At 60.1% G+C, this 18,580-nt stretch carries 17 protein-coding genes and 1 pseudogene; 8 read left to right on the top strand and 10 right to left on the bottom strand.

The window, feature by feature from the left end:
• Positions 1–158 precede the first annotated feature (158 nt).
• The 4 genes from yidC to rpmH form a co-directional block, all read right to left on the bottom strand.
• The gene (gene yidC, locus PWP93_RS12640) at positions 159–1,853 is read right to left on the bottom strand and encodes a membrane protein insertase YidC (RefSeq protein ID WP_421044708.1); all 1,695 of its coding nucleotides are present in this window, start codon (positions 1,851–1,853) and stop codon (positions 159–161) included.
• A gap of 30 nt (positions 1,854–1,883) precedes the next feature.
• Positions 1,884–2,114, bottom strand: coding sequence for a membrane protein insertion efficiency factor YidD (yidD, locus tag PWP93_RS12635; protein ID WP_043287862.1), 231 nt, complete (start codon positions 2,112–2,114; stop codon positions 1,884–1,886).
• 98 nt (positions 2,115–2,212) lie between these two features.
• Positions 2,213–2,689, bottom strand: a complete 477-nt coding sequence (gene rnpA, locus PWP93_RS12630; RefSeq protein ID WP_421025132.1) for a ribonuclease P protein component — start codon at positions 2,687–2,689, stop codon at positions 2,213–2,215.
• 76 nt (positions 2,690–2,765) lie between these two features.
• Complete coding sequence (rpmH, locus tag PWP93_RS12625) at positions 2,766–2,900, bottom strand: 50S ribosomal protein L34 (protein WP_004198824.1); 135 nt, start codon at positions 2,898–2,900, stop codon at positions 2,766–2,768.
• Between the two features lie 422 nt (positions 2,901–3,322).
• On the opposite strand from rpmH, the gene dnaA reads away from it, so the two are divergent.
• From dnaA to gyrB, 3 genes are all read left to right on the top strand, one after another.
• Entirely contained in the window at positions 3,323–4,921 is a 1,599-nt protein-coding gene (gene dnaA, locus PWP93_RS12620; RefSeq protein WP_421045082.1) for a chromosomal replication initiator protein DnaA, read from the top strand.
• Positions 4,922–5,192: 271 nt separating this feature from the next.
• Entirely contained in the window at positions 5,193–6,296 is a 1,104-nt protein-coding gene (gene dnaN, locus PWP93_RS12615; RefSeq protein WP_035523302.1) for a DNA polymerase III subunit beta, read from the top strand.
• A 114-nt stretch (positions 6,297–6,410) separates the two neighbouring features.
• Positions 6,411–8,882, top strand: coding sequence for a DNA topoisomerase (ATP-hydrolyzing) subunit B (gyrB, locus tag PWP93_RS12610; protein ID WP_421044707.1), 2,472 nt, complete (start codon positions 6,411–6,413; stop codon positions 8,880–8,882).
• A gap of 263 nt (positions 8,883–9,145) precedes the next feature.
• Here gyrB and PWP93_RS12605 read toward each other — a convergent pair whose 3' ends face one another.
• Together PWP93_RS12605 and PWP93_RS12600 are read right to left on the bottom strand one after the other, a co-directional pair.
• Positions 9,146–10,012 carry a hypothetical protein gene (locus tag PWP93_RS12605; protein ID WP_421044706.1) on the bottom strand — a complete coding sequence of 289 codons (867 nt, stop codon included), beginning with the start codon at positions 10,010–10,012 and terminating at the stop codon, positions 9,146–9,148.
• The gene (locus PWP93_RS12600) at positions 10,009–11,088 is read right to left on the bottom strand and encodes a ComEC/Rec2 family competence protein (protein WP_421044705.1); all 1,080 of its coding nucleotides are present in this window, start codon (positions 11,086–11,088) and stop codon (positions 10,009–10,011) included. Before PWP93_RS12600 ends, PWP93_RS12605 begins: the two co-directional genes overlap by 4 nt.
• A 182-nt stretch (positions 11,089–11,270) precedes the next feature.
• On the opposite strand from PWP93_RS12600, the gene PWP93_RS12595 reads away from it, so the two are divergent.
• From PWP93_RS12595 to PWP93_RS12575, 5 genes are all read left to right on the top strand, one after another.
• Positions 11,271–12,176 carry a WYL domain-containing protein gene (locus tag PWP93_RS12595; RefSeq protein ID WP_421044704.1) on the top strand — a complete coding sequence of 302 codons (906 nt, stop codon included), beginning with the start codon at positions 11,271–11,273 and terminating at the stop codon, positions 12,174–12,176.
• Between the two features lie 95 nt (positions 12,177–12,271).
• Positions 12,272–12,868, top strand: a complete 597-nt coding sequence (locus tag PWP93_RS12590) for a hypothetical protein (protein ID WP_421044703.1) — start codon at positions 12,272–12,274, stop codon at positions 12,866–12,868.
• Complete coding sequence (locus PWP93_RS12585) at positions 12,822–14,030, top strand: hypothetical protein (RefSeq protein WP_421044702.1); 1,209 nt, start codon at positions 12,822–12,824, stop codon at positions 14,028–14,030. The genes PWP93_RS12590 and PWP93_RS12585 overlap by 47 nt, the downstream gene beginning before the upstream one ends.
• Before the next feature lie 29 nt (positions 14,031–14,059).
• Positions 14,060–14,395, top strand: coding sequence for a hypothetical protein (locus PWP93_RS12580; RefSeq protein WP_421044701.1), 336 nt, complete (start codon positions 14,060–14,062; stop codon positions 14,393–14,395).
• Complete coding sequence (locus tag PWP93_RS12575; protein ID WP_421044700.1) at positions 14,379–14,780, top strand: hypothetical protein; 402 nt, start codon at positions 14,379–14,381, stop codon at positions 14,778–14,780. The genes PWP93_RS12580 and PWP93_RS12575 overlap by 17 nt, the downstream gene beginning before the upstream one ends.
• Before the next feature lie 248 nt (positions 14,781–15,028).
• Here the strand turns inward: PWP93_RS12575 and PWP93_RS12570 are convergent, their stop codons facing one another.
• The 4 genes and pseudogenes from PWP93_RS12570 to PWP93_RS12555 form a co-directional block, all read right to left on the bottom strand.
• Positions 15,029–15,931 carry a plasmid partitioning protein RepB C-terminal domain-containing protein gene (locus PWP93_RS12570; RefSeq protein ID WP_421044699.1) on the bottom strand — a complete coding sequence of 301 codons (903 nt, stop codon included), beginning with the start codon at positions 15,929–15,931 and terminating at the stop codon, positions 15,029–15,031.
• The gene (locus PWP93_RS12565; protein ID WP_421044698.1) at positions 15,928–16,596 is read right to left on the bottom strand and encodes a plasmid partitioning protein RepB C-terminal domain-containing protein; all 669 of its coding nucleotides are present in this window, start codon (positions 16,594–16,596) and stop codon (positions 15,928–15,930) included. The genes PWP93_RS12570 and PWP93_RS12565 overlap by 4 nt, the downstream gene beginning before the upstream one ends.
• Positions 16,538–17,917: pseudogene (locus tag PWP93_RS12560) on the bottom strand (recombinase family protein); the annotation flags it as partial. The pseudogene PWP93_RS12560 and the gene PWP93_RS12565, both read right to left, overlap by 59 nt.
• A 167-nt stretch (positions 17,918–18,084) precedes the next feature.
• On the bottom strand, positions 18,085–18,528 hold the full coding sequence (locus tag PWP93_RS12555; protein ID WP_421044697.1) for a hypothetical protein: 444 nt from the start codon (positions 18,526–18,528) through the stop codon (positions 18,085–18,087).
• Between the last annotated feature and the right edge of the window lie 52 nt (positions 18,529–18,580).

Genomic DNA, 18,580 nt, shown 5'->3' with positions numbered 1-18,580 from the left:
TGATCGCGCTTTGGCGCGGCAAGCAGACAAAGCGCCGCATACGAGAGGCGCTTTCGTGGCGCTTGTAACAAAAAAGCCGCCCGGTTTGAGCCGGGCGGCTTCATTTTTTGCGGGCCTCGTTGTGAGGCGAGGGCGGCGGTCCAGCGCCGCCCCTGTGCTCAGGCAGCGTCCTTCTTCGGAGCAGCCTTGCTTTTGCCCATCATGCGCGTGATGTAGTACTGCTGTGCGATGGACAGCACGTTGTTCACGACGTAGTAGAGCACGAGGCCGGCCGGGAAGAAGAAGAACATGACCGAGAACGCGATCGGCATGAACATCATCATCTTGGCCTGGACGGGATCCGGGGGCGTCGGGTTCAGCTTGGTCTGCACGAACATCGAAACGGCCATCAGGACCGGCAGGATGAAGAACGGATCCTGCTGCGAGAGGTCGTGAATCCAGAGAATCCACGGCGCGCCGCGCATTTCCACCGACGAGAGCAGCACCCAGTACAGCGAGATGAACACCGGAATCTGGATTACCACCGGCAGACAGCCGCCGAACGGATTCACCTTCTCGGTCTTGTAGAGCTCCATGAGCGCCGCGTTCATCTTCTGCGGGTCGCTCTTGAAGCGCTCGCGCAGCGCCTGCATGCGCGGCGTGATCTCCTTCATGCGCGCCATCGACTTGTAGCTCGCGGCGGAGAGCGGGAAGAACACGGCCTTGATGAGCAGCGTGAGCAGCACGATTGCCCAGCCCCAGTTGCCCACATAGCTGTGGATCTTTTCGAGCAGCCAGAACAGCGGCTTGGCGATGATCGTCACCCAGCCGTAGTCCTTCACGAGTTCGAGACCCGGCGCGATGCTTTCGAGCATGCGTTCTTCTTCCGGACCGGCGAAGAGGCGTGCCTGCACGTTGTCGGTCGCGCCCGGCGCGATCGTGCCGAGCGGCTGCTTCACGCCCACGCGGTAGAGGTTGGTGTCGAACTTCTCGACGTAGATGTCACGCTTGACGCCTTGCTGCGGAATCCACGCGGTCGCGAAGTAGTGCTGCACCATGCCGATCCAGCCGTTGTCGGCCTTGTTCACATAGTCGGCTTTGTTCTTGTCGATGTCGCTAAACGAGATCTTCTGGAAGTGATGCTCGTTCGAGTACACCGCCGGGCCGATGAAGGTATGCGAGAAGCGCGGCGTTTCCACCGGCTCGCTGTCGCGCACGAGCTCCATGTAGAGCGTGGGCGAGACCGGCGTGCCGCCGACGTTCTGAACCTTCGTGTCCACGCCGATCACATAGCTGCCCTTCGTGAACGTGTAGGTCTTGGTGACCTTCACGCCGCCCTTCTCGGGCGACTCGAGACTGATCTGGAACGAGTTGGCGTCGCCGCTCAGCTCGCGCGGGCCGTTGATGGCCGTGTACACGTCGTTGTGGTTCGGGAAGTCGCCACCCAGCAGGCCCGTACGCGCGAGGTACGTGTGATCCTTGGTGTGGTCGAACAGCGTCATGTACTGATCGGGGCTCTTGCCGTCGGCGCTTTCCTTCACGAGCGAAAGCTTCGTGAGCGTGCCGCCGCGCGTGTCGATCTCGCCGTCATAGACATCGGTGCGGAAGTGCACGAGCTGCGCGGCCGCTGCGGCAGGCTGGGCCGTGGTCGCAGGCGCCTGGCCTGCGCTCGTGGCCGGCAGGTCGGATGCGGCGCTACCGTTGCCCGCCTTGACCGGACTCGTCGGCGTCGCGCCGCTGGCTGCGTTCTGCTGGGTTTGCGTCGCGCTCGGGAAGAACATCGACTGGCGTCCATGGTCGCGCTGCCAGTTGTCGAACAGCATGACCGCTGACATGAAGAAGATGACCCATAGGACGGTGCGTTTGATATCCATGCGTTGTCTCAGTGTCGATGGAGTGGCGCGTCAGCGCTTTTTCGGGGGTGCAGGAGGGACCAGGTCGACGCCGCCCGCCGAAAACGGGTGGCAGCGGCATAGCCGCTTCGCGGCAAGGTAAGTCCCACGCGCGGCGCCATGATACTGGATTGCTTCGCGCGCGTAATCCGAACAGGAAGGGTAAAAGCGGCACCGGTTGCCGAGAAGTGGACTCACGGCAAGCTTGTAGAAGCGCAGTAAAGCGATCAGTACCGTTTGCATGGCGTGGCGGCCGGACGGCTCCGCATGGGAATACGAACCTCGGGCCGTGCCGTCGGGCGCGGTCCGCACAGCGGGACTACCGGTTTCGTGCGCCGTGTTCATGAGCCAGCGGGCCGATCGACCACTTGCGGCCCAGACTCATGCATGCGGCGCTTTCCGGCTTCACGAGCCGCCTTGTCGAGCAAAGCCTCGATTTCGGTACGGCACAACGCCTTTAGCGGCGGCGACGAGGCGCCCGGCATGGCCTTGCGATCGAATTTCGTGTGCAGACGCAGCAGCAGGTCGAAACCTTCGAACTGCGCGCGGCGCACGCGAAACGCCTCGCGGGCGATGCGGCGCACCAGGTTGCGCGTGACCGCGCGCGGCGCGTACTTCTTGCCGATCACGAGCCCAAGCCGCGCATCCTTGCCGGTGGGACGTCCGTACACGACGAAGTGCTCGGTGCGACGCCAGGGGCGCAAACGAAAAACGGATGAGAACTCATCCGTTTTCAGTAGCCTTGCGGCTTTCGGGAAAGCGGCCTGCGTTCGCAACAAGGTGGTGCGCGCGTCGTCCGCTTCTTCCGACAGTTTCACGTCAGGCCCGCTATCTTCGATGGTGGTCGATTCTGCTGATAGCGGTGCTATCGACAAAACTGGAAAGCGGCACGCCTTAGATGGCGAGGCGCTTGCGGCCCTTCGCACGGCGCGCGTTGATCACTTTGCGGCCACCGGCGGTCTTCATACGCACGCGGAAGCCATGGGTACGCTTGCGGCGGGTAACGGAAGGTTGGTAAGTACGTTTCATGTTGCTCTCACTTGTTGAGAATTGACCGCGGCGAGCATCGCGGAAAAAGCAATGGCCGGTGGTACAAGGGATTGGTTTTCGCGGAACCCGCTATTTAATCCCGATTTTCTTTGGCCGTCAATAGGTTAGAGGATCGCGACGTTCGAATTTCCACTGCCGCCGTTCTGTCGCCAATTGAACAGGCCGCTGCACGATGCGTTGATCCGTCCCTGTGGATAACTTCCAGGGAAGGGGATTTCGGCGTTAGAATCTCGCCTATCCCAAGAATCCTGCATGCCGCTCTGGCCCGCCTGCTTGCCGCAAAACCCTTGCCGCGCGGGCGTCCGGAGCATTTGGTGTCGCCCCGTCAGGGCCTCGTTGCATTGTGCGACACGAACGGCGGCGACCGCAATGCATGCAAACAAAACGACCACAGCAACTCGATGAACGAATTCTGGCAACACTGTTCCGCACTGCTGGAGCGCGAGCTGACGCCCCAGCAGTACGTGACGTGGATTAAACCGTTGGCCCCGGTTGCCTTCGATGCTGCGGCAAACACGCTGCAGATCGCCGCTCCCAACCGCTTCAAGCTCGACTGGGTCAAGAGCCAGTTTTCGGGCCGCATCACCGATCTGGCCCGCGATTTCTGGCAAGCGCCCGTCGACGTGCAATTCGTCCTCGACCCGAAGGCAGGCATGCGTGCTCCGCAGGCGGCAAGCGCGCCGGCGCCGCGCGCGCCGCTGGCGGCCGCCCTGCAGGCCGAAGCCGCTCATGTTGCCGGCCATGTTTCCGGTCATGCCGCCGCTCAAGCCGTCATGTCCCAGGCAAGCCCGGGCGCGGCGACTTTGGCGAGCCTCGCGAGTATGTCGCACGCTGCCGCACAAGCCGCCGAAGACGCTGCCGATCTCGATCTGCCCAGCCTCGACGCCAACGAAGCCGCGGCGGGCCGGCGTGGCTGGCGGCCCGGCCAAAGCGCGGCAGCCGCAGCCGCAGCGAGTGGCGAGCCCGACCCCACTTACGAGCGTTCCAAGCTCAACCCGGTGCTCACGTTCGACAACTTCGTGACCGGCAAGGCGAACCAGCTTGCGCGCGCGGCGGCCATCCAGGTGGCTGACAACCCGGGCATCTCGTACAACCCGCTGTTCCTCTACGGCGGCGTGGGCCTCGGCAAGACTCACCTGATCCACGCGATCGGCAATCAGCTCCTGATCGACAAGCCGGGCGCGCGCATCCGCTACATCCACGCGGAGCAGTACGTCTCCGACGTGGTGAAGGCGTACCAGCGCAAGGCGTTCGACGACTTCAAGCGCTACTACCATTCGCTCGACCTGCTGCTGATCGACGATATCCAGTTCTTCTCGGGCAAGTCGCGCACGCAGGAAGAGTTCTTCTACGCATTCGAGGCGCTGGTCGCCAACAAGGCGCAGGTGATCATCACGAGCGACACCTATCCGAAGGAAATCTCGGGTATCGACGACCGTTTGATCTCGCGCTTCGACTCGGGCCTGACCGTGGCGATCGAGCCGCCCGAGCTGGAAATGCGCGTAGCGATTCTGATGCGCAAGGCGCAGTCGGAAGGCGTGAGCCTGAACGAGGACGTGGCGTTCTTCGTCGCCAAGCATCTGCGCTCGAACGTGCGCGAGCTCGAAGGCGCGCTGCGCAAGATCCTCGCGTACTCCAAATTCCACGGCCGCGAAATCTCCATCGAGCTGACCAAGGAAGCGCTCAAGGACCTGCTGACGGTGCAGAACCGCCAGATCTCGGTGGAAAACATCCAGAAGACGGTGGCCGACTTCTACAGTATCAAGGTCGCGGACATGTACTCGAAGAAGCGTCCCGCGAACATCGCGCGGCCGCGCCAGATCGCCATGTACCTGGCCAAGGAGCTCACGCAGAAAAGCCTGCCGGAAATCGGCGAGCTGTTTGGCGGGCGCGATCACACGACGGTGCTGCACGCCGTGCGCAAGATCGCCGACGAGCGCACCAAAGACGCCCAGCTCAACCACGAGCTGCACGTGCTCGAGCAGACCCTCAAGGGCTGATTGGGCTCGTCAGGCGCAGCAACACCGGCGCGGCCGAGCTCGGCGGCGCCACCTGTTTATTTTGCGGATCGCCCCCAATTTAGGGGAGCGGTCCGTTTTCAGGCACAATGTGGGTTTATCCGCGCGGCGGCCAGGCCGTCGCGCGGCTTTCACGCCGCGGGCTGCGCTGCAGGGCGGCTCCAGGGCTTGTGGCGCCGGCTGAACACCAAGCGAGCGCCGAATGCCAGCCCTGGACGGGGTGCGCAGACCGTCACATCAACGAAGGAACTCTATGCAACTGGTCAAGACCGAACGCGATAACCTGCTGAGGCCGCTGCAAACGGTGAGTGGCATTGTCGAACGCCGCCATACGTTGCCGATCCTCGCCAATCTGCTGATCACCAAAACCGGTTCCGACGTCTCGTTCTTGTCGACCGACCTCGAGTTGCAGATCACCACGACCGCCGACTTCGGCGTCGGCAACGACCAGGTGGCCACCACCGTCGCCGCGCGCAAGCTGCTCGACATCCTGCGCGCGATGCCCGACGGCCAGGTCACGCTCACGCTCGCCGACAAGCGCCTCACGGTGCAGTCGGGCAAGAGCCGCTTCGCCCTGCAAACGCTCGCCGCGGACGAGTTCCCCACGGTGGCGCAGGCCAAGGACTTCGGCGCGAACCTCTCGGTGCCGCAGAAGACCTTCCGCCAGTTGCTCGGCATGGTTTACTTCGCGATGGCGCAGCAGGACATCCGTTACTACCTGAACGGCATGCTGCTCGTCGTCGATGGCGACCAGTTGATGGCTGTCGCCACCGACGGCCACCGCCTCGCGTTCTCGTCGATGAAGATCGAAGGCTCGTTCGCGCGCCAGGAAGTCATCATCCCGCGCAAGACCATTCTCGAACTCCAGCGCCTGCTTGAAGACATCGACGATTCGCTGAAGATCGACATCGGCTCCACGCAGGTGAAGTTCACGTTCGGCCAGGTCGAACTGGTTTCGAAGCTCGTGGAAGGCAAGTTCCCCGACTTCCAGCGCGTGATTCCGAAGGCGCACAAGAACACCTTCCAGATCGGCCGCGAAGAGCTGCAACGCTCGCTGCAACGCGCGGCGATTCTCACGTCCGACAAGTTCAAGGGCGTGCGCTGCATCATCGAGCCGGGCCAGCTCAAGATCATGTCGACTAACGCCGACCAGGAAGAGGCGCAGGAAGAGCTGGAAATCGCCTACCAGGGCGACACCATCGACATCGGGTTCAACGTCACGTATCTGCTCGACGTCCTCGCGAACCTGAAGGTCGACACGCTGGAAGTGAGCCTTGGCGACGCCAGCTCCAGCGCGCTCATCACGATTCCCGAGAACGAGGAATTCAAATACGTCGTGATGCCGATGCGCATCTAAAAAACGCGACAGAAGAAGAACACCAGGGGGCGCTGCGCCCCTTTGGCGTTTTTATGGCTTTTCGAAAAAGTCTCGAGCAGTAACACAGGCAGTACGCAGAACCGGAAAAAATCCATGACTGATACGAACAACTCGCAACCCGACAACAGCTACGGCGCCTCGTCGATCCAGATCCTCGAAGGACTGGAGGCGGTGCGCAAGCGGCCCGGGATGTACATCGGCGACACGTCGGACGGCACCGGTCTGCATCACCTCGTCTTCGAAGTGCTCGACAACTCCATCGACGAAGCACTCGCCGGCTACTGCAACGACATTCACGTGGTGATCCACGCGGACAACTCCATCTCGGTTACCGACAACGGCCGCGGCATCCCCACGGGCGTGAAGATGGACGACAAGCACGAGCCGAAGCGCAGCGCCGCCGAAATCGTGATGACCGAGCTGCACGCGGGCGGCAAGTTCGACCAGAACAGCTACAAGGTTTCGGGCGGCCTGCACGGCGTGGGCGTGTCGTGCGTGAACGCACTCTCGAGCTTTCTGCGCCTCACGGTGCGCCGCGACGGCAAGAAGCACTTCATGGAATTCCACCGTGGCGTGCCGCAGAACCGCGTGCTCGAAGAGCGCGACGGCTTGACGGTCTCGCCCATGCAGTTGCTCGGCGACACCGAAAATCGCGGCACCGAAGTGCACTTCATGGCCGACGAAACGATCTTCGGCAGCGTCGAATATCACTACGACATTCTCGCCAAGCGCATTCGCGAGCTTTCGTTCCTGAACAACGGCGTGCGCATCCGCCTGACCGACCAGCGCACCGGCAAGGAAGACGATTTCGCGTTCGCGGGCGGCGTGAAGGGCTTTGTCGAGTACATCAACAAGGCGAAGCAGGTCCTGCACCCGAACATCTTCTACATCCAAAGCGAGAAGGACGGCGTGGGCGTGGAAGTCGCGATGCAGTGGAACGACAGCTACAACGAAAGCGTGCTGTGCTTCACGAACAACATCCCGCAGCGCGACGGCGGCACGCACTTGACCGGCTTGCGCGCGGCCATGACGCGCGTGATCAACAAGTACATCGCCGATAACGAAATCGCCAAGAAGGCCAAGGTCGAGACCTCGGGCGACGACATGCGCGAAGGCCTCTCGTGCGTGCTTTCCGTGAAGGTGCCTGAGCCGAAGTTCAGTTCGCAGACGAAGGACAAGCTGGTGTCGTCCGAAGTGCGCGCGCCGGTCGAGGAAGTCGTGGCGAAGGCGCTGGAAGAGTTCCTTCTGGAAACGCCGAACGACGCCAAGACCATTTGCGGCAAGATCGTCGACGCCGCGCGTGCGCGCGATGCCGCGCGCAAGGCGCGTGAAATGACGCGCCGCAAGGGCGTGCTCGACGGCGTGGGCCTGCCGGGCAAGCTCGCGGACTGCCAGGAAAAGGATCCCGCGAAGTCGGAAGTCTATATCGTCGAGGGCGACTCGGCAGGCGGTTCGGCCAAGCAGGGCCGCGACCGCAAATTCCAGGCAATCCTGCCGCTGCGCGGCAAGGTGCTCAACGTGGAGAAGGCGCGCTACGACAAGCTGCTCTCCAGCGAGCAGATCGTTACGCTGATCACCGCGCTCGGCTGCGGGATCGGCAAGGACGACTACAACCTGGAAAAGCTGCGCTATCACCGCATCATCATCATGACCGACGCGGACGTGGACGGCGCGCACATCCGCACGCTGCTGCTCACGTTCTTCTATCGCCAGATGCCCGACATGATCGAGCGCGGCTACGTGTACATCGCGCAGCCGCCGCTCTACAAGCTCAAGGCGGGCAAGGACGAACGTTACCTCAAGGACGACGCCGATCTCAACGCGCACATGCTGCGTCTCGCGCTGCAAGGCTCCGAACTCGTGCCGAGCGAAGGCGCGACGCCGATCTCGGGCGACGCACTGGGCGAACTCGCGCGCTCGTACCAGCTCGCGCGTGGCGTGGTGGACCGCCTGAGCCGCCTGTATGACGTGCGTGCGCTCGAAGCGATCATGGACGGCGTGGCGATCGACCTGTCGAGCGAGGCATCGACCGAGGCATCGGCGCGCGCGCTCGAAGCGCAACTGCGCGACGACCCGCTGAAGCCCGAAGTCACCGTGGTGCCGATGTACGACCCGGTGCGCGAGCAACGTTCGCTGCGCGTGGAGCGTCGTCATCATGGCAACGTGAAGGTCTCGGTCATCGACGAGGAATTCCAGCTCACCGCCGATTATCAGCAGCTCGTGAACACGGCCAATACGTTCAAGGGCTTGATCGGCAAGAACGCGTTCATCAAGCGCGGCGAGCGGAGCATGGCGGTGACCGACTTCAAGAGCGCAATGAAGTGGCTGATCGCAGATGCCGAGCGCAATGTCTCGAAGCAGCGTTACAAGGGGCTCGGCGAGATGAACCCCGGGCAGCTTTGGGAAACGACGATGGACCCGGCGGTGCGGCGTTTGCTGCGCGTGCAGATTGAAGATGCGATTGCTGCCGACGGCATCTTTACGACGCTGATGGGCGATGATGTGGAGCCGCGTCGCGCGTTTATTGAAAGCAATGCGTTGCGTGCGGGGAATATTGATGTTTGATCGGCTTTGTAGCGGGAGCCATATAGCTGGATTTTGGGAAGCATCCATCTGGATTTTTATTGGTGGATGCTCATTGATAGCTTAGATTGATGGCTTCTCGTTGAGCAAGTTGCCAGCAGTAAGCAATGGCCGCCTAATTAAAGCGGCCAATTTTTCATATTAAGGAACAATCGCTGTCCGCGCTTTTTTCGGGGTCCGGGGCTTCGCCGTCCGGTCGGATGCCGAGGAGGGCCGGGCTGCGGCACAACCCTCCCAGAATAACATCACAAGGTCGGCTTTGTGCGGGTGGGGCGCGTAGAAGATGAAGCTTTCTTGCTATCGCGTATCGCCGATTGTTTCTCCGGCCCCATCAGCGTTTCGCAAGCGAGCATCAGCTTGTCGGCGTAGGAGAACGCGGCCGCTCGCACCGACGCCTTCGAGAAGAGCGTTATCCACGCGACCAGCATAACCAGCGCGAAAAGCAATGACGTCCATTCCCCGGCGGAGAACAGGCTTTCGATTTCCTTCGCGTCGCGAAGGCGAGCAATGAAGGGCGAAAGTCCATGGCGTAGGCAGACCCAGACGAGCGTCAACGCAGAAACCGCGATGCCGAAACCCCGCAGACCGTACGCATTGCGACGAAACCCATAAGTGATGTTATCGTTCAAAAGAAGCCGAAACTTCTTTTCGTCACGAGTTGCACCTCGCAGCCATTTCGTCGCAGATGCATAAACGGCGTCTGCCTTCTCAGGATTTTGCTTCTCCGCAGCTGGCGTAGGAAATTTCGTACTGATTTTTTCCGCAAGAAAGCCGTGATACCGCGCTTTCGACACGGGGTCGACCGTCGAGTCTGCGTGGCGAAGCAGCTGGGTACTAGGCGCGCCACCCCAGCTTTTCCACAGTTCCTGCTCTCCAGCGACTCCGCGGCTTCGGGCGAAATCCGCGAGTAGAAACGGCAAGCCGCAGCCGCCGACAAGAGTGACAATAGTGCCTAGCATTCCCAGTGCGTCATGATAGAGCGCGATAACTGCCACGAGAGCAGGCAACAGCATCAACAGCGCCGGTTTCAGGCGGGCGTTGCGGTCGTACCTGTCGCCGAAGGCAGAGACCATACTCGTCAGAGCGCCTACCATACTTGTGGAGTCGCTCATTGCTCAACCTCGTCGTAGAACGGTACGTAGGTGAGCGGACCATACCCGGCACGCTCAGGCATGTTGCGACGGTGCCAAATGCTAATTCCCTTGGTCTGAGCAACCCTGAAACCGCGACGATTGAAAGCATTCGTGACGACCCTTTTCGGATGGCTCGGAGCTTTCGCCGCGGCGGATACGAATGCGACGCGGTTCGGATTTTCCGGACGAAAGGCCAACGGCTCACCGAACACGAGATTGAGAGTCTCGGAAGAGACGTTGTGCCGTCCTCCGTGATGGGGAATCTGGGCGAACGCGACCTGAGAAGGCAAGTGGATTCCCATGCGTGCAGCGTAATCCGCTGACGCACGAAGCGTATCGACGCCTGCATCTCCGGTCAGCAGATAACCACGCCCACCATACGCGGCAAAAAGAACAGCGCTGCTTTCGTTCTCAGCCGACGTCGTGACCGTGTCGGGGAGATACTCCTTATCCCAGACGTCGGCAAGATACCCAATCGCCCCCTTGAACGCGTCTGCAATCGAATCCATCACGGTAGCGGCCTTCAGCAGCTGGGGAGATTTCTCGAATGCCGGAATCAGCTCATGGACGTAACGGTCGCGTTCTGGCGACAGCACTGTGAAAATGCCAATCTTGGAACCTGCGAACGGCTCATGCACCGCGATTCCCTTGCTTTCGGCCATTTCCTCAAGTGCGAATGCCGCAGCCATCTTCTTTTGCAGACGTTCCGCGAGGCTGTCGTCAGTGATGCGCTTATCCCGGAAGTACTGGCGGATGTGACTGCTATAGTTCCACGGCTGGTGCATCCAGAGTTCGCCAACCTTCAGATTCTCGAGGACATAGAGGAGACCGCCGGCGTGGTCGTTATCCGGGTGCGAGTTGACGACATAGTCGACGTAATCCGCGCCGAAATGCGTCTTGACATGGTTCACTAGCGCTTGGCCGTAGTCCTTGGTTCCCCCGTCATACAGCATGACCCTGTAGCGCCCATCTTCCAGCCAGCGAATTGCAATCGCGTCGCCACTGTGCTCACCCTCGCCCACAGGCAAAAAATCAATTTCAATACCGGTTGTCATCGTCTTCTCCTCGTTGTTGTTAGCCAACGACATGCTGGCCCTAATAAGCCGCGTGCAATATTGGGACCCTTGTCAGCGCCAGACCTGAATACATTCCCGGGGCAGTAGCGCAGGGAGTACACTTACTATACGAATATTTTTTATGCTAGTCTAGTTTTTAGTCTTTGTGTAGGATGCACGGCATGAACGAAGACACTGACGACTTCACGCCCGCGTCTCCCGCAAGGGGAAATCCCCGCTGGGGGCAAGAGCGTCGGCTAGCATTCATTGATTTCCGCCTCCGGTGGGATGGTCGTATCAATCGAAGTGACTTGACCGATTTCTTCGGAATATCGGTCCCTCAAGCCTCCTTGGACCTCTCCCGCTATATGGAGCTGGCTCCAGGAAATCTCCTGTACGACCGTCGTGCACGGGTCTATCTAGCGCAAGAAGGCTTTCAACCGATTTACGCCGATACGCAGCCAGGGCGGTATCTCAACGAGTTACTAGCGTCTACTCAGGGCGTTATCGAGCGAGAGGCCAGTTTTATCGGATGGCAACCTGTAGCTGCTGGAATACCTCATCCCGGACGCGAGGTCGAGCCGGCTACCTTGGCTGCGCTTCTGAGAGCCATGCGCGAGGCATCTGGTTTGAAAATTGTTTACCAGTCGATGTCGAAGCCCGAGCCGGGTGAGCGAACTATTTCCCCCCACGCATTTGCGCACGATGGCTTTCGTTGGCATGTGCGAGCGTTCTGTCACGCACGTCACGCATTCCGTGACTTTGTACTGGGTCGAATTCTCGAAACTCGAGAATTTGAGCCTTCGGAAGCGATAGCAGCGCAGGACATGGCCTGGAATACGGTGCTTTCCTTGCTGATAGCGCCAAACCCTGGATTGTCGTTGGGAGGGCAGCGTGCCATTGAGTTGGATTACGGCATGAAGGATGGCCAGGTCGAATTGAAGTGTCGACAGGCGCTACTGTTCTACTCTCTCAAGAGACTCGGATTGCTGCATCAATCCGAGTCTCGACCTGAGGTGCAGCAAATCGTATTGAAGAATCGTGCGGAGATTGAGCCGTACCTGGCTGCACTTACTGAATCTAATTAGGGCCGCGTTTCGAACTGCTTTGGCGCGACATACCTAGAGATACCTCGGCGACAGGATGAGGTACTCCTACAAGAAACTCGAACAAACATAGACCAATGAATACTATCTACCAAGCTTGCCAGCCGCGCGCCGACCTCATTCAGGGCAGCTTCAATCCAGAGGTCTTCACTGCCAGCCTTTCAGCCGTCTTCGAGCATTATCAAGGTAGTACCAGTGCTGCCAGCGCCGTCTATACCGACCCCAAAGTCTTCTTTACTGAGGCGACCTATCCGACCAACGGTATGAGGCAAGTGCTTGGAGATGTGTTCCGCCGCCTCTCGGGTGACCTGTCGGCTCCGGCCGTTCATCGACTCGAAACGGGTTTCGGCGGTGGCAAGACCCACACGCTGATTGGTCTTACCCATATTGCCAAACGCGGCAAAGGGCTGGCAGGTGTTACGGATGCGCTGTTGGACAGCAAATATCTGCCGGACGAAGGCTCCGTCGTAGTTGTCGGTGTGGTTGGCGATGAATTACCTGTCCAGGCTGTGAAAGGTGCCAAGGTTCAGCCCTACACACTCTGGGGTGAGATTGCATACCAGGTTGGGGGCGACACGCTATATCAGAGCCTGGCCGACGAGGCCACCAGCTTTTCGGCGCGCTTCAATGCCGAAATCTGTTGGCGAAGCGGTCGAATTTCTCGCGCCACTTGAAGTCCTGCTGGCTGACTGGCCGAAGGGATTTCAGGCACACGTCGAACAGCGTATCGCGGCCGGTCGAAAAGACGCCCGTACGTTGAACACCTTATTGGGTGAGTGGTACATCGGCTTGCGCAAGCTCTGCCAGGGCACGCCACTGGAGCCGCTCCTGCAAATCATCATCGACGTCGCGGCCGAGAAATCGGATTGCGTCCTCGGGCTGGACTCGGCCAAAGATATGGCCGGCGAGGTAACGGGTTACATGCGCGTGCCGGATGTCGCGAGGGCATTCGGTGTCAGCGCTTCGCGCGTGCACGACGCCATTGCTACTGGCGAATGCGAGCATCGCATGCGCCGCACCGGCACACGCGGCCAAGTCTATGAAATCCCGCGCGTGGAAGTAGAGCGCATCTTGCAGCAACGTGCCGAATGGATTTCGGATGTTGCGGCATGCGAGCTGGCAAGCGTCGCGGTTGCCGTGCTCGAACGTATGAAAGCCGCTGGCGTTATCCGCTCGGACATCCGCTGGCGCGAGGACCTGCTGAAAGGCGGTCCGGTGCGATACCAGTCCCTGCTGGATTTGTATGCGCGCGTGGAGCGGCACGTCGAGCCCGCGATTGTCCCAGTGGATGCAACGCTTACCTGGGCTGAATTCACCAGTCGTCGCATGGGCGACCGCAAAGCCATCGAGGCGCTGATGAACGCCATTGCGGACGGAACCGTGAAGGCTGTCGCTCACGGCCGCACGCTCGGAGAGTTCGTTTTCCGGCGCACAGATGTGTCGGAGTATTTCGGCACGCCGCTGCTCGAAGCCGGCATGTCGATTCAGCAGCTCGCCCGGGAAACCGGGTGGAAGTGGGAGTCCATTCAGCATTGGGTGGACGAAGGCCTGCTGGAATCTGAGTTGATTCACCGACGTGGTCAGCCATGTCGCGTCGTGCTGCCGCACCAGTTGCTCGCGTTCCGACGGACCTATGTTCCTCTCGCAGACCTGGCGCGGGAAATGGGAACGAAGTCCTCGGCGCTGTCGCGCCACCTGTCCGGTGTCGCCTTGGTAGGCGCGAAACAGCTGCCTGGTGGCGCGATGCGCGGTGGTCTGCTTCGTATCGCTGACCTGGGACGCCTGGCGGTACTCGGCGCGCGAGCCGGGCAAGACCTGTTTGTACCCGCGGCCTGATTGCCTGGCTTGTTCATCAGGAGACCACGATGCCCATCTGGAAACCACTTCCCGTCTCGGAGTTGTCCGTGATTCCGTTATCCCGATGGCGCATTTTCGAGCTGTCGGACGGTACCCGGCATTTTGTTGGCGTCGATATGTGGGACCGTTCTGGACGCGTCAGCTCTCCGATAGCTACGTTCGACCTGGTCGCCATGCGAGGCACCACACACACCGGACGCATCTACGAGCTCGTGGGCAAGCCCGGCGACGCAATACAGGCTGAATACGTCTGGAAAAGATGGTGTGAACTGTACGACGTCACGTCGTGCGTTGACGTCACCCAACTGCTGCTTGGAGGAGCCGAAGATGCAAACGGTAAATAACCGGACGAAAGCGCGCGAGCTGTTGCAGATGAGGCGTCGCGGCGCAGATATTGTCCCGACAGTGGACCAAGGTTTCATGTATATGCGTCTTGGCGGACGTAGTGGTATGCCCATCCGGTATTGCCGTATTCATCTTCGGCGCCCGAAGAGAAACCTTGAAGCCAAAGCACACGCCACCATCGTACAGATTGCCTATATCGCCTGCTCACTTGCGCCGGATAGCATTGATGAAGTGCTCGAACTCCCGTCGCGACAGCTAGGGCGTTTGCTCAAAGCCATGCTGAGACGCGCGCTAAAAAAGAATCGCAAGCGAGGTTTCCGCAGACGTCGTCCGAAAAGCGGCGTCTTTCGCGGCACGGGCAAGCTGCTGCCCATTAGGGATTGAGTGTAGAGCCTTGGCGTAGCCAAAAGGCCCGGTTTCGACTGCGCTTCGCATTCGAGCTGGTCGAACGGGCCGCGTCGAGCTGACGCCGCGAGATACCAACGTTCTTGGCAGTAGACCCAGTCCATTCTCACGACACGTGCCCGATGGCGGTTCAGTCAGCGCAGGGGAGACAGACGCCAATGCAATGGAACTCTTCTCGAAGCTCGTCTCTCGCGATGTGGCCGGTCGGCCACTATTTCAGGGTCCGACTATAGGACCGCGCTGAACTGCTGCTGGTCGAGTGAAATCGTTGCGATAATGGACTCGAACTCCGCCATCAGGTCCGGATGGCGTTGGGCAACGTATTGCCGTGCAGATTCGTTTTCAAGGAGCTTGGCGAGATACCCCTTCGCAAGTACCAGATTCAGCACGTCTTGACCGTAAGTCTGCTCCACGAGCTTGTACTGTCCCTGCAGGTTGCTCATTTCCCGCTCCATTTTCGCCATTTGTTCCGGGCTAACGCCCGTCAGTTTACGTGGTTTCTTGCCCTCTACAAGCAGCGCTGCAGGCGTGGCCACCAACAATGCCTCGGCGTAGGAGACGGTCACGTTGTTCGCGGCCACCATCAGCTCAACGCATTCCACCTGCCGCGTCGGCTTCATTTTACGAATTGCGCGAACAAGTTCCGGCGAGAACTGCCGGTCGCCGAGAAGTTCGGCCGCCTCCGGGCACACACCGTCGAGGAGCGACATCTTCTTTATAATCAGCGATACGTCCACGGAAAGCGCTTTAGCCAATCGTTCAGGTGATACGCCTCTGTCGATTACGCGCCGTATCATATAGTGCTCCTGGATTGTCGAAAGGCGATTGACACGGTTGTTATACGTGTAGCTCTCGTCGTCGGTCGCAACGAGACAGGCAACGCTCTCGTACCTCAGGTCCAGGATGGCGAGCAAGCGCAGATGACCATCCAGCAGAACGTGTTGACCGGAGGTCTGGTCCGCAGCCGTTACAGAGAGCGGTTCGATGAGACCGACCTCCTCAATGGAGGTCCTTATCTGCTTGTATTTCCGCGATTCGACCACGGGCGCCGGTATCCTGCGTGATGGCAAGATGTTGCCGACTGGTACCGACAGAGGCTCGGGAATGAATCCGAGGGTGACGCCAGTCATGTAACGCTCCCGCTTGGCCAGACGCGTTCGGCAAGATATTTCGGCAGGCTGGCCAGTCCTTCCGCACGCAGGAGGTTGAGGAAGTTCTCATCGGCAAACAGTTGCCTCAATGCGCCGACGACGAACAGCAAACGCTGTTGTGTGAATTCGGCCTTCCTGACCATCGATTTCTGACGTTCCACTTCGCGCTCGTACGTGCGCACGAGACTCGAAGTCGTAACGGCAGCGGCCTTGCTGGTCATATTGCGCGCGGTGCTTCTTCCGAGCGCTTTTCTGCGTTCGATGACGCGGCGAGCGTTCATCAACTGCTTGCCCCGCAATTTGCCCGACTCGTAGGCTTCCTGAAGTGCAGCCTGAATTTCAGCGTCGTCTTCGCCGGCGCCCACAATGGTGAGGGCGGCATTCAAGGGAACGAGCCCTTTCTCCACGGCAACGACGAGTCTCTCTTCTCCCTGATGCAGCAGCGTGAGGATGCCGTGGACGTAGGTCTGCGTCAGACCCGTCTTTTCGGCAATGACTTTCGGCGTATATCCCTGCTCCTGCAATTGCCGGATGCCGGCAAGCCGTTCGATGGGACGACATTGTCTGCGCGCGATGTTTTCGGTCAACCGTGATGTCTGGCAGGAGGCTGGTATCAAAGCGCACTTTCCAGTGGTTGCTGCCATTTTCGTGCGCCTGACAGCGCGCGAGCACGATGCAGGCTGTGAACTCGTCATTGACGGTCAGCAGGTCGGTTGCCGGGTCGCGCATCACCGTGCCGCCCAAATCCGCGATTTTCGTCTCGGTTTGCGCAACGATTTCTGGATGCAGTTGCCGCAGGAAACGGTTGGTTTCGATGTAACGATAGTCCCGGCCAGGTGTGAAGCCGACTGTCTGGTAGGCACGAATCAGGCTGCCGAAGCGGTAAACATAGACCGACGCAGACGGCATGCCCTCGGTCTCATCAATCACCACGCCAGACAGGAAGCCACGACTTCGGTAGAGGTTGCGCAGTCGCTCGATGAGCTCCTCATTTGAATAGCGACGCGCTCGCGCCCTGATGATGCCCTGCGCGGTGTAGAACGTCTCGCTCGGCACGATGGCCTGAAATGCACCCTCCTTTCGAATCCACATGTCGGGTGTGTTGGTCACCCGCATTTTCTTCAGCTTGAACGACACGCGGTTGTACACGTTGTTGCCGATGTATTTCTCGTTGGTTAATACCTCCCGCACCGTGGCGCGCGTCCATTCCCTGTCAAGGTCAGTCCGCACGTGCATGCCGTTCAGACGAGCGGCAATTTCGTATTCATCGAGCGACCCGTCGATGAACCAGTCATAAATCAGGTTGACCGTTCGCACTTCGCTTTCCGGTCCTGGCATGAGAATTACCCGGTCTGTCTGCAGGCTTTTATGTTCGCCGCGGCGCAGTTCCGCTTTCATGAGACCGTGGTCGTCAACTAACACGCGGCGCAATCCGTAGCCGGCCGGACCGCCTTGCCGGAATCCCATCTCAATCAATCGGCACTGTCCGGCGAACACCTTCGCCGACAGCTCCCGGCTGTATTCGCCGGCCATGGCCCGCTTCACCCCTTTCACGATAGTCGAGACAGGTGACCCGTCGTTCTCGAATTGCTCGGCGCAGTACGCCACCTGGATGCCAGCGCGGCGGCAGATGTACTCGTAGTAGGCGCTCTCGTCGGCATCCTGGAATCGCCCCCAGCGACTTACGTCGTAGACGAGGATGACGCTGAAGTCGGCGTTGCCATTGACCACATCGGATATGAGGTTTTGGAGAGCTTGCCGACCGTCGATTCGAAGACCGCTTTTACCCTCATCGGCGTATGTACGGACGATTTCGAATCCGCGGCGGACTGCGTAATCCCGAATCCGGTCGCGCTGATTCTCGGTCGAATACTGCTGATGCTCGGTCGACATGCGGACGTACTCCGCTGCGCGCCCGGCAGACGAACTGGCGGCGACCGGTGCATCCGCGTTATTGAATGACATGCTCCACCCCGCAACTCAGAGACGGACACGCGGCACGCACCGGGCGCAAGTGAGCGCCGGATGCGAGCGTCGCGGCTTTACATCAGAAGGTCGCGTTCGAAAACGAACGGTGACAAGGCAAAGGTAGCAGGCCCGACACCAATGCGTATCAGGTCATCTCTTTGCAATCAACAAGGCGGCGCTGTCGGCGCAGACAGCACGGCTATGTGAACGGTCCACGCATCCATTTTTGCAACGGCGACATCGTCCGCGCGAGACAGCAGGTAGAAGCCAGAGCCGAGCGGCCGCGGGAGCCTGATGACATCCATCTTTGCAATTGGCCTGAGACCCCGTCGTGCGTTGCGCAACCGCTGCATACTGCGGTTGCGTTCGCGATACGCCGGATGAGCAGCTCGGTATTCGCGCCAGTAGCTCGAGTGGCTTGAGCGCCATTTCGCCTGCGCCCGGGCCTGGTTGTCGCGATAGTCGTTGTCGGTGCGGAGCCGGTGGTTCTGCCAGTCACGTCGACGGGCGCGCTGGCACGCTTTCGACGAGCAATAACGTTGGCGGGGAACATGCAGCAGTGGCACGAACGAGTTGCCGCATGCAAGACAAAGGCGGGGCGATTTCATGGGGGCCCTCGAAGTCGGGTTGCGCCGGGAAGGGGCGGGCGAACGCGCACGC

The sequence above is a fragment of the Paraburkholderia sp. A1RI-2L genome (assembly GCF_048957375.1).
GTDB lineage: Bacteria > Pseudomonadota > Gammaproteobacteria > Burkholderiales > Burkholderiaceae > Paraburkholderia.
This window is presented reverse-complemented; position numbering and strand designations above follow the sequence as displayed.

What these genes read in the sequence shown, in the direction of transcription:
- yidC (WP_421044708.1), bottom strand. Translation starts at nt 1,853, where the DNA reads ATGGATATCAAACGCACCGTCCTATGGGTCATCTTCTTCATGTCAGCG.
- yidD (WP_043287862.1), bottom strand. Translation starts at nt 2,114, where the DNA reads ATGCAAACGGTACTGATCGCTTTACTGCGCTTCTACAAGCTTGCCGTG.
- rpmH (WP_004198824.1), bottom strand. Translation starts at nt 2,900, where the DNA reads ATGAAACGTACTTACCAACCTTCCGTTACCCGCCGCAAGCGTACCCAT.
- dnaA (WP_421045082.1), top strand. Translation starts at nt 3,323, where the DNA reads ATGAACGAATTCTGGCAACACTGTTCCGCACTGCTGGAGCGCGAGCTG.
- dnaN (WP_035523302.1), top strand. Translation starts at nt 5,193, where the DNA reads ATGCAACTGGTCAAGACCGAACGCGATAACCTGCTGAGGCCGCTGCAA.
- gyrB (WP_421044707.1), top strand. Translation starts at nt 6,411, where the DNA reads ATGACTGATACGAACAACTCGCAACCCGACAACAGCTACGGCGCCTCG.
- PWP93_RS12605 (WP_421044706.1), bottom strand. Translation starts at nt 10,012, where the DNA reads ATGAGCGACTCCACAAGTATGGTAGGCGCTCTGACGAGTATGGTCTCT.
- PWP93_RS12600 (WP_421044705.1), bottom strand. Translation starts at nt 11,088, where the DNA reads ATGACAACCGGTATTGAAATTGATTTTTTGCCTGTGGGCGAGGGTGAG.
- PWP93_RS12595 (WP_421044704.1), top strand. Translation starts at nt 11,271, where the DNA reads ATGAACGAAGACACTGACGACTTCACGCCCGCGTCTCCCGCAAGGGGA.
- PWP93_RS12590 (WP_421044703.1), top strand. Translation starts at nt 12,272, where the DNA reads ATGAATACTATCTACCAAGCTTGCCAGCCGCGCGCCGACCTCATTCAG.
- PWP93_RS12585 (WP_421044702.1), top strand. Translation starts at nt 12,822, where the DNA reads ATGCCGAAATCTGTTGGCGAAGCGGTCGAATTTCTCGCGCCACTTGAA.
- PWP93_RS12580 (WP_421044701.1), top strand. Translation starts at nt 14,060, where the DNA reads ATGCCCATCTGGAAACCACTTCCCGTCTCGGAGTTGTCCGTGATTCCG.
- PWP93_RS12575 (WP_421044700.1), top strand. Translation starts at nt 14,379, where the DNA reads ATGCAAACGGTAAATAACCGGACGAAAGCGCGCGAGCTGTTGCAGATG.
- PWP93_RS12570 (WP_421044699.1), bottom strand. Translation starts at nt 15,931, where the DNA reads ATGACTGGCGTCACCCTCGGATTCATTCCCGAGCCTCTGTCGGTACCA.
- PWP93_RS12565 (WP_421044698.1), bottom strand. Translation starts at nt 16,596, where the DNA reads ATGGCAGCAACCACTGGAAAGTGCGCTTTGATACCAGCCTCCTGCCAG.
- PWP93_RS12555 (WP_421044697.1), bottom strand. Translation starts at nt 18,528, where the DNA reads ATGAAATCGCCCCGCCTTTGTCTTGCATGCGGCAACTCGTTCGTGCCA.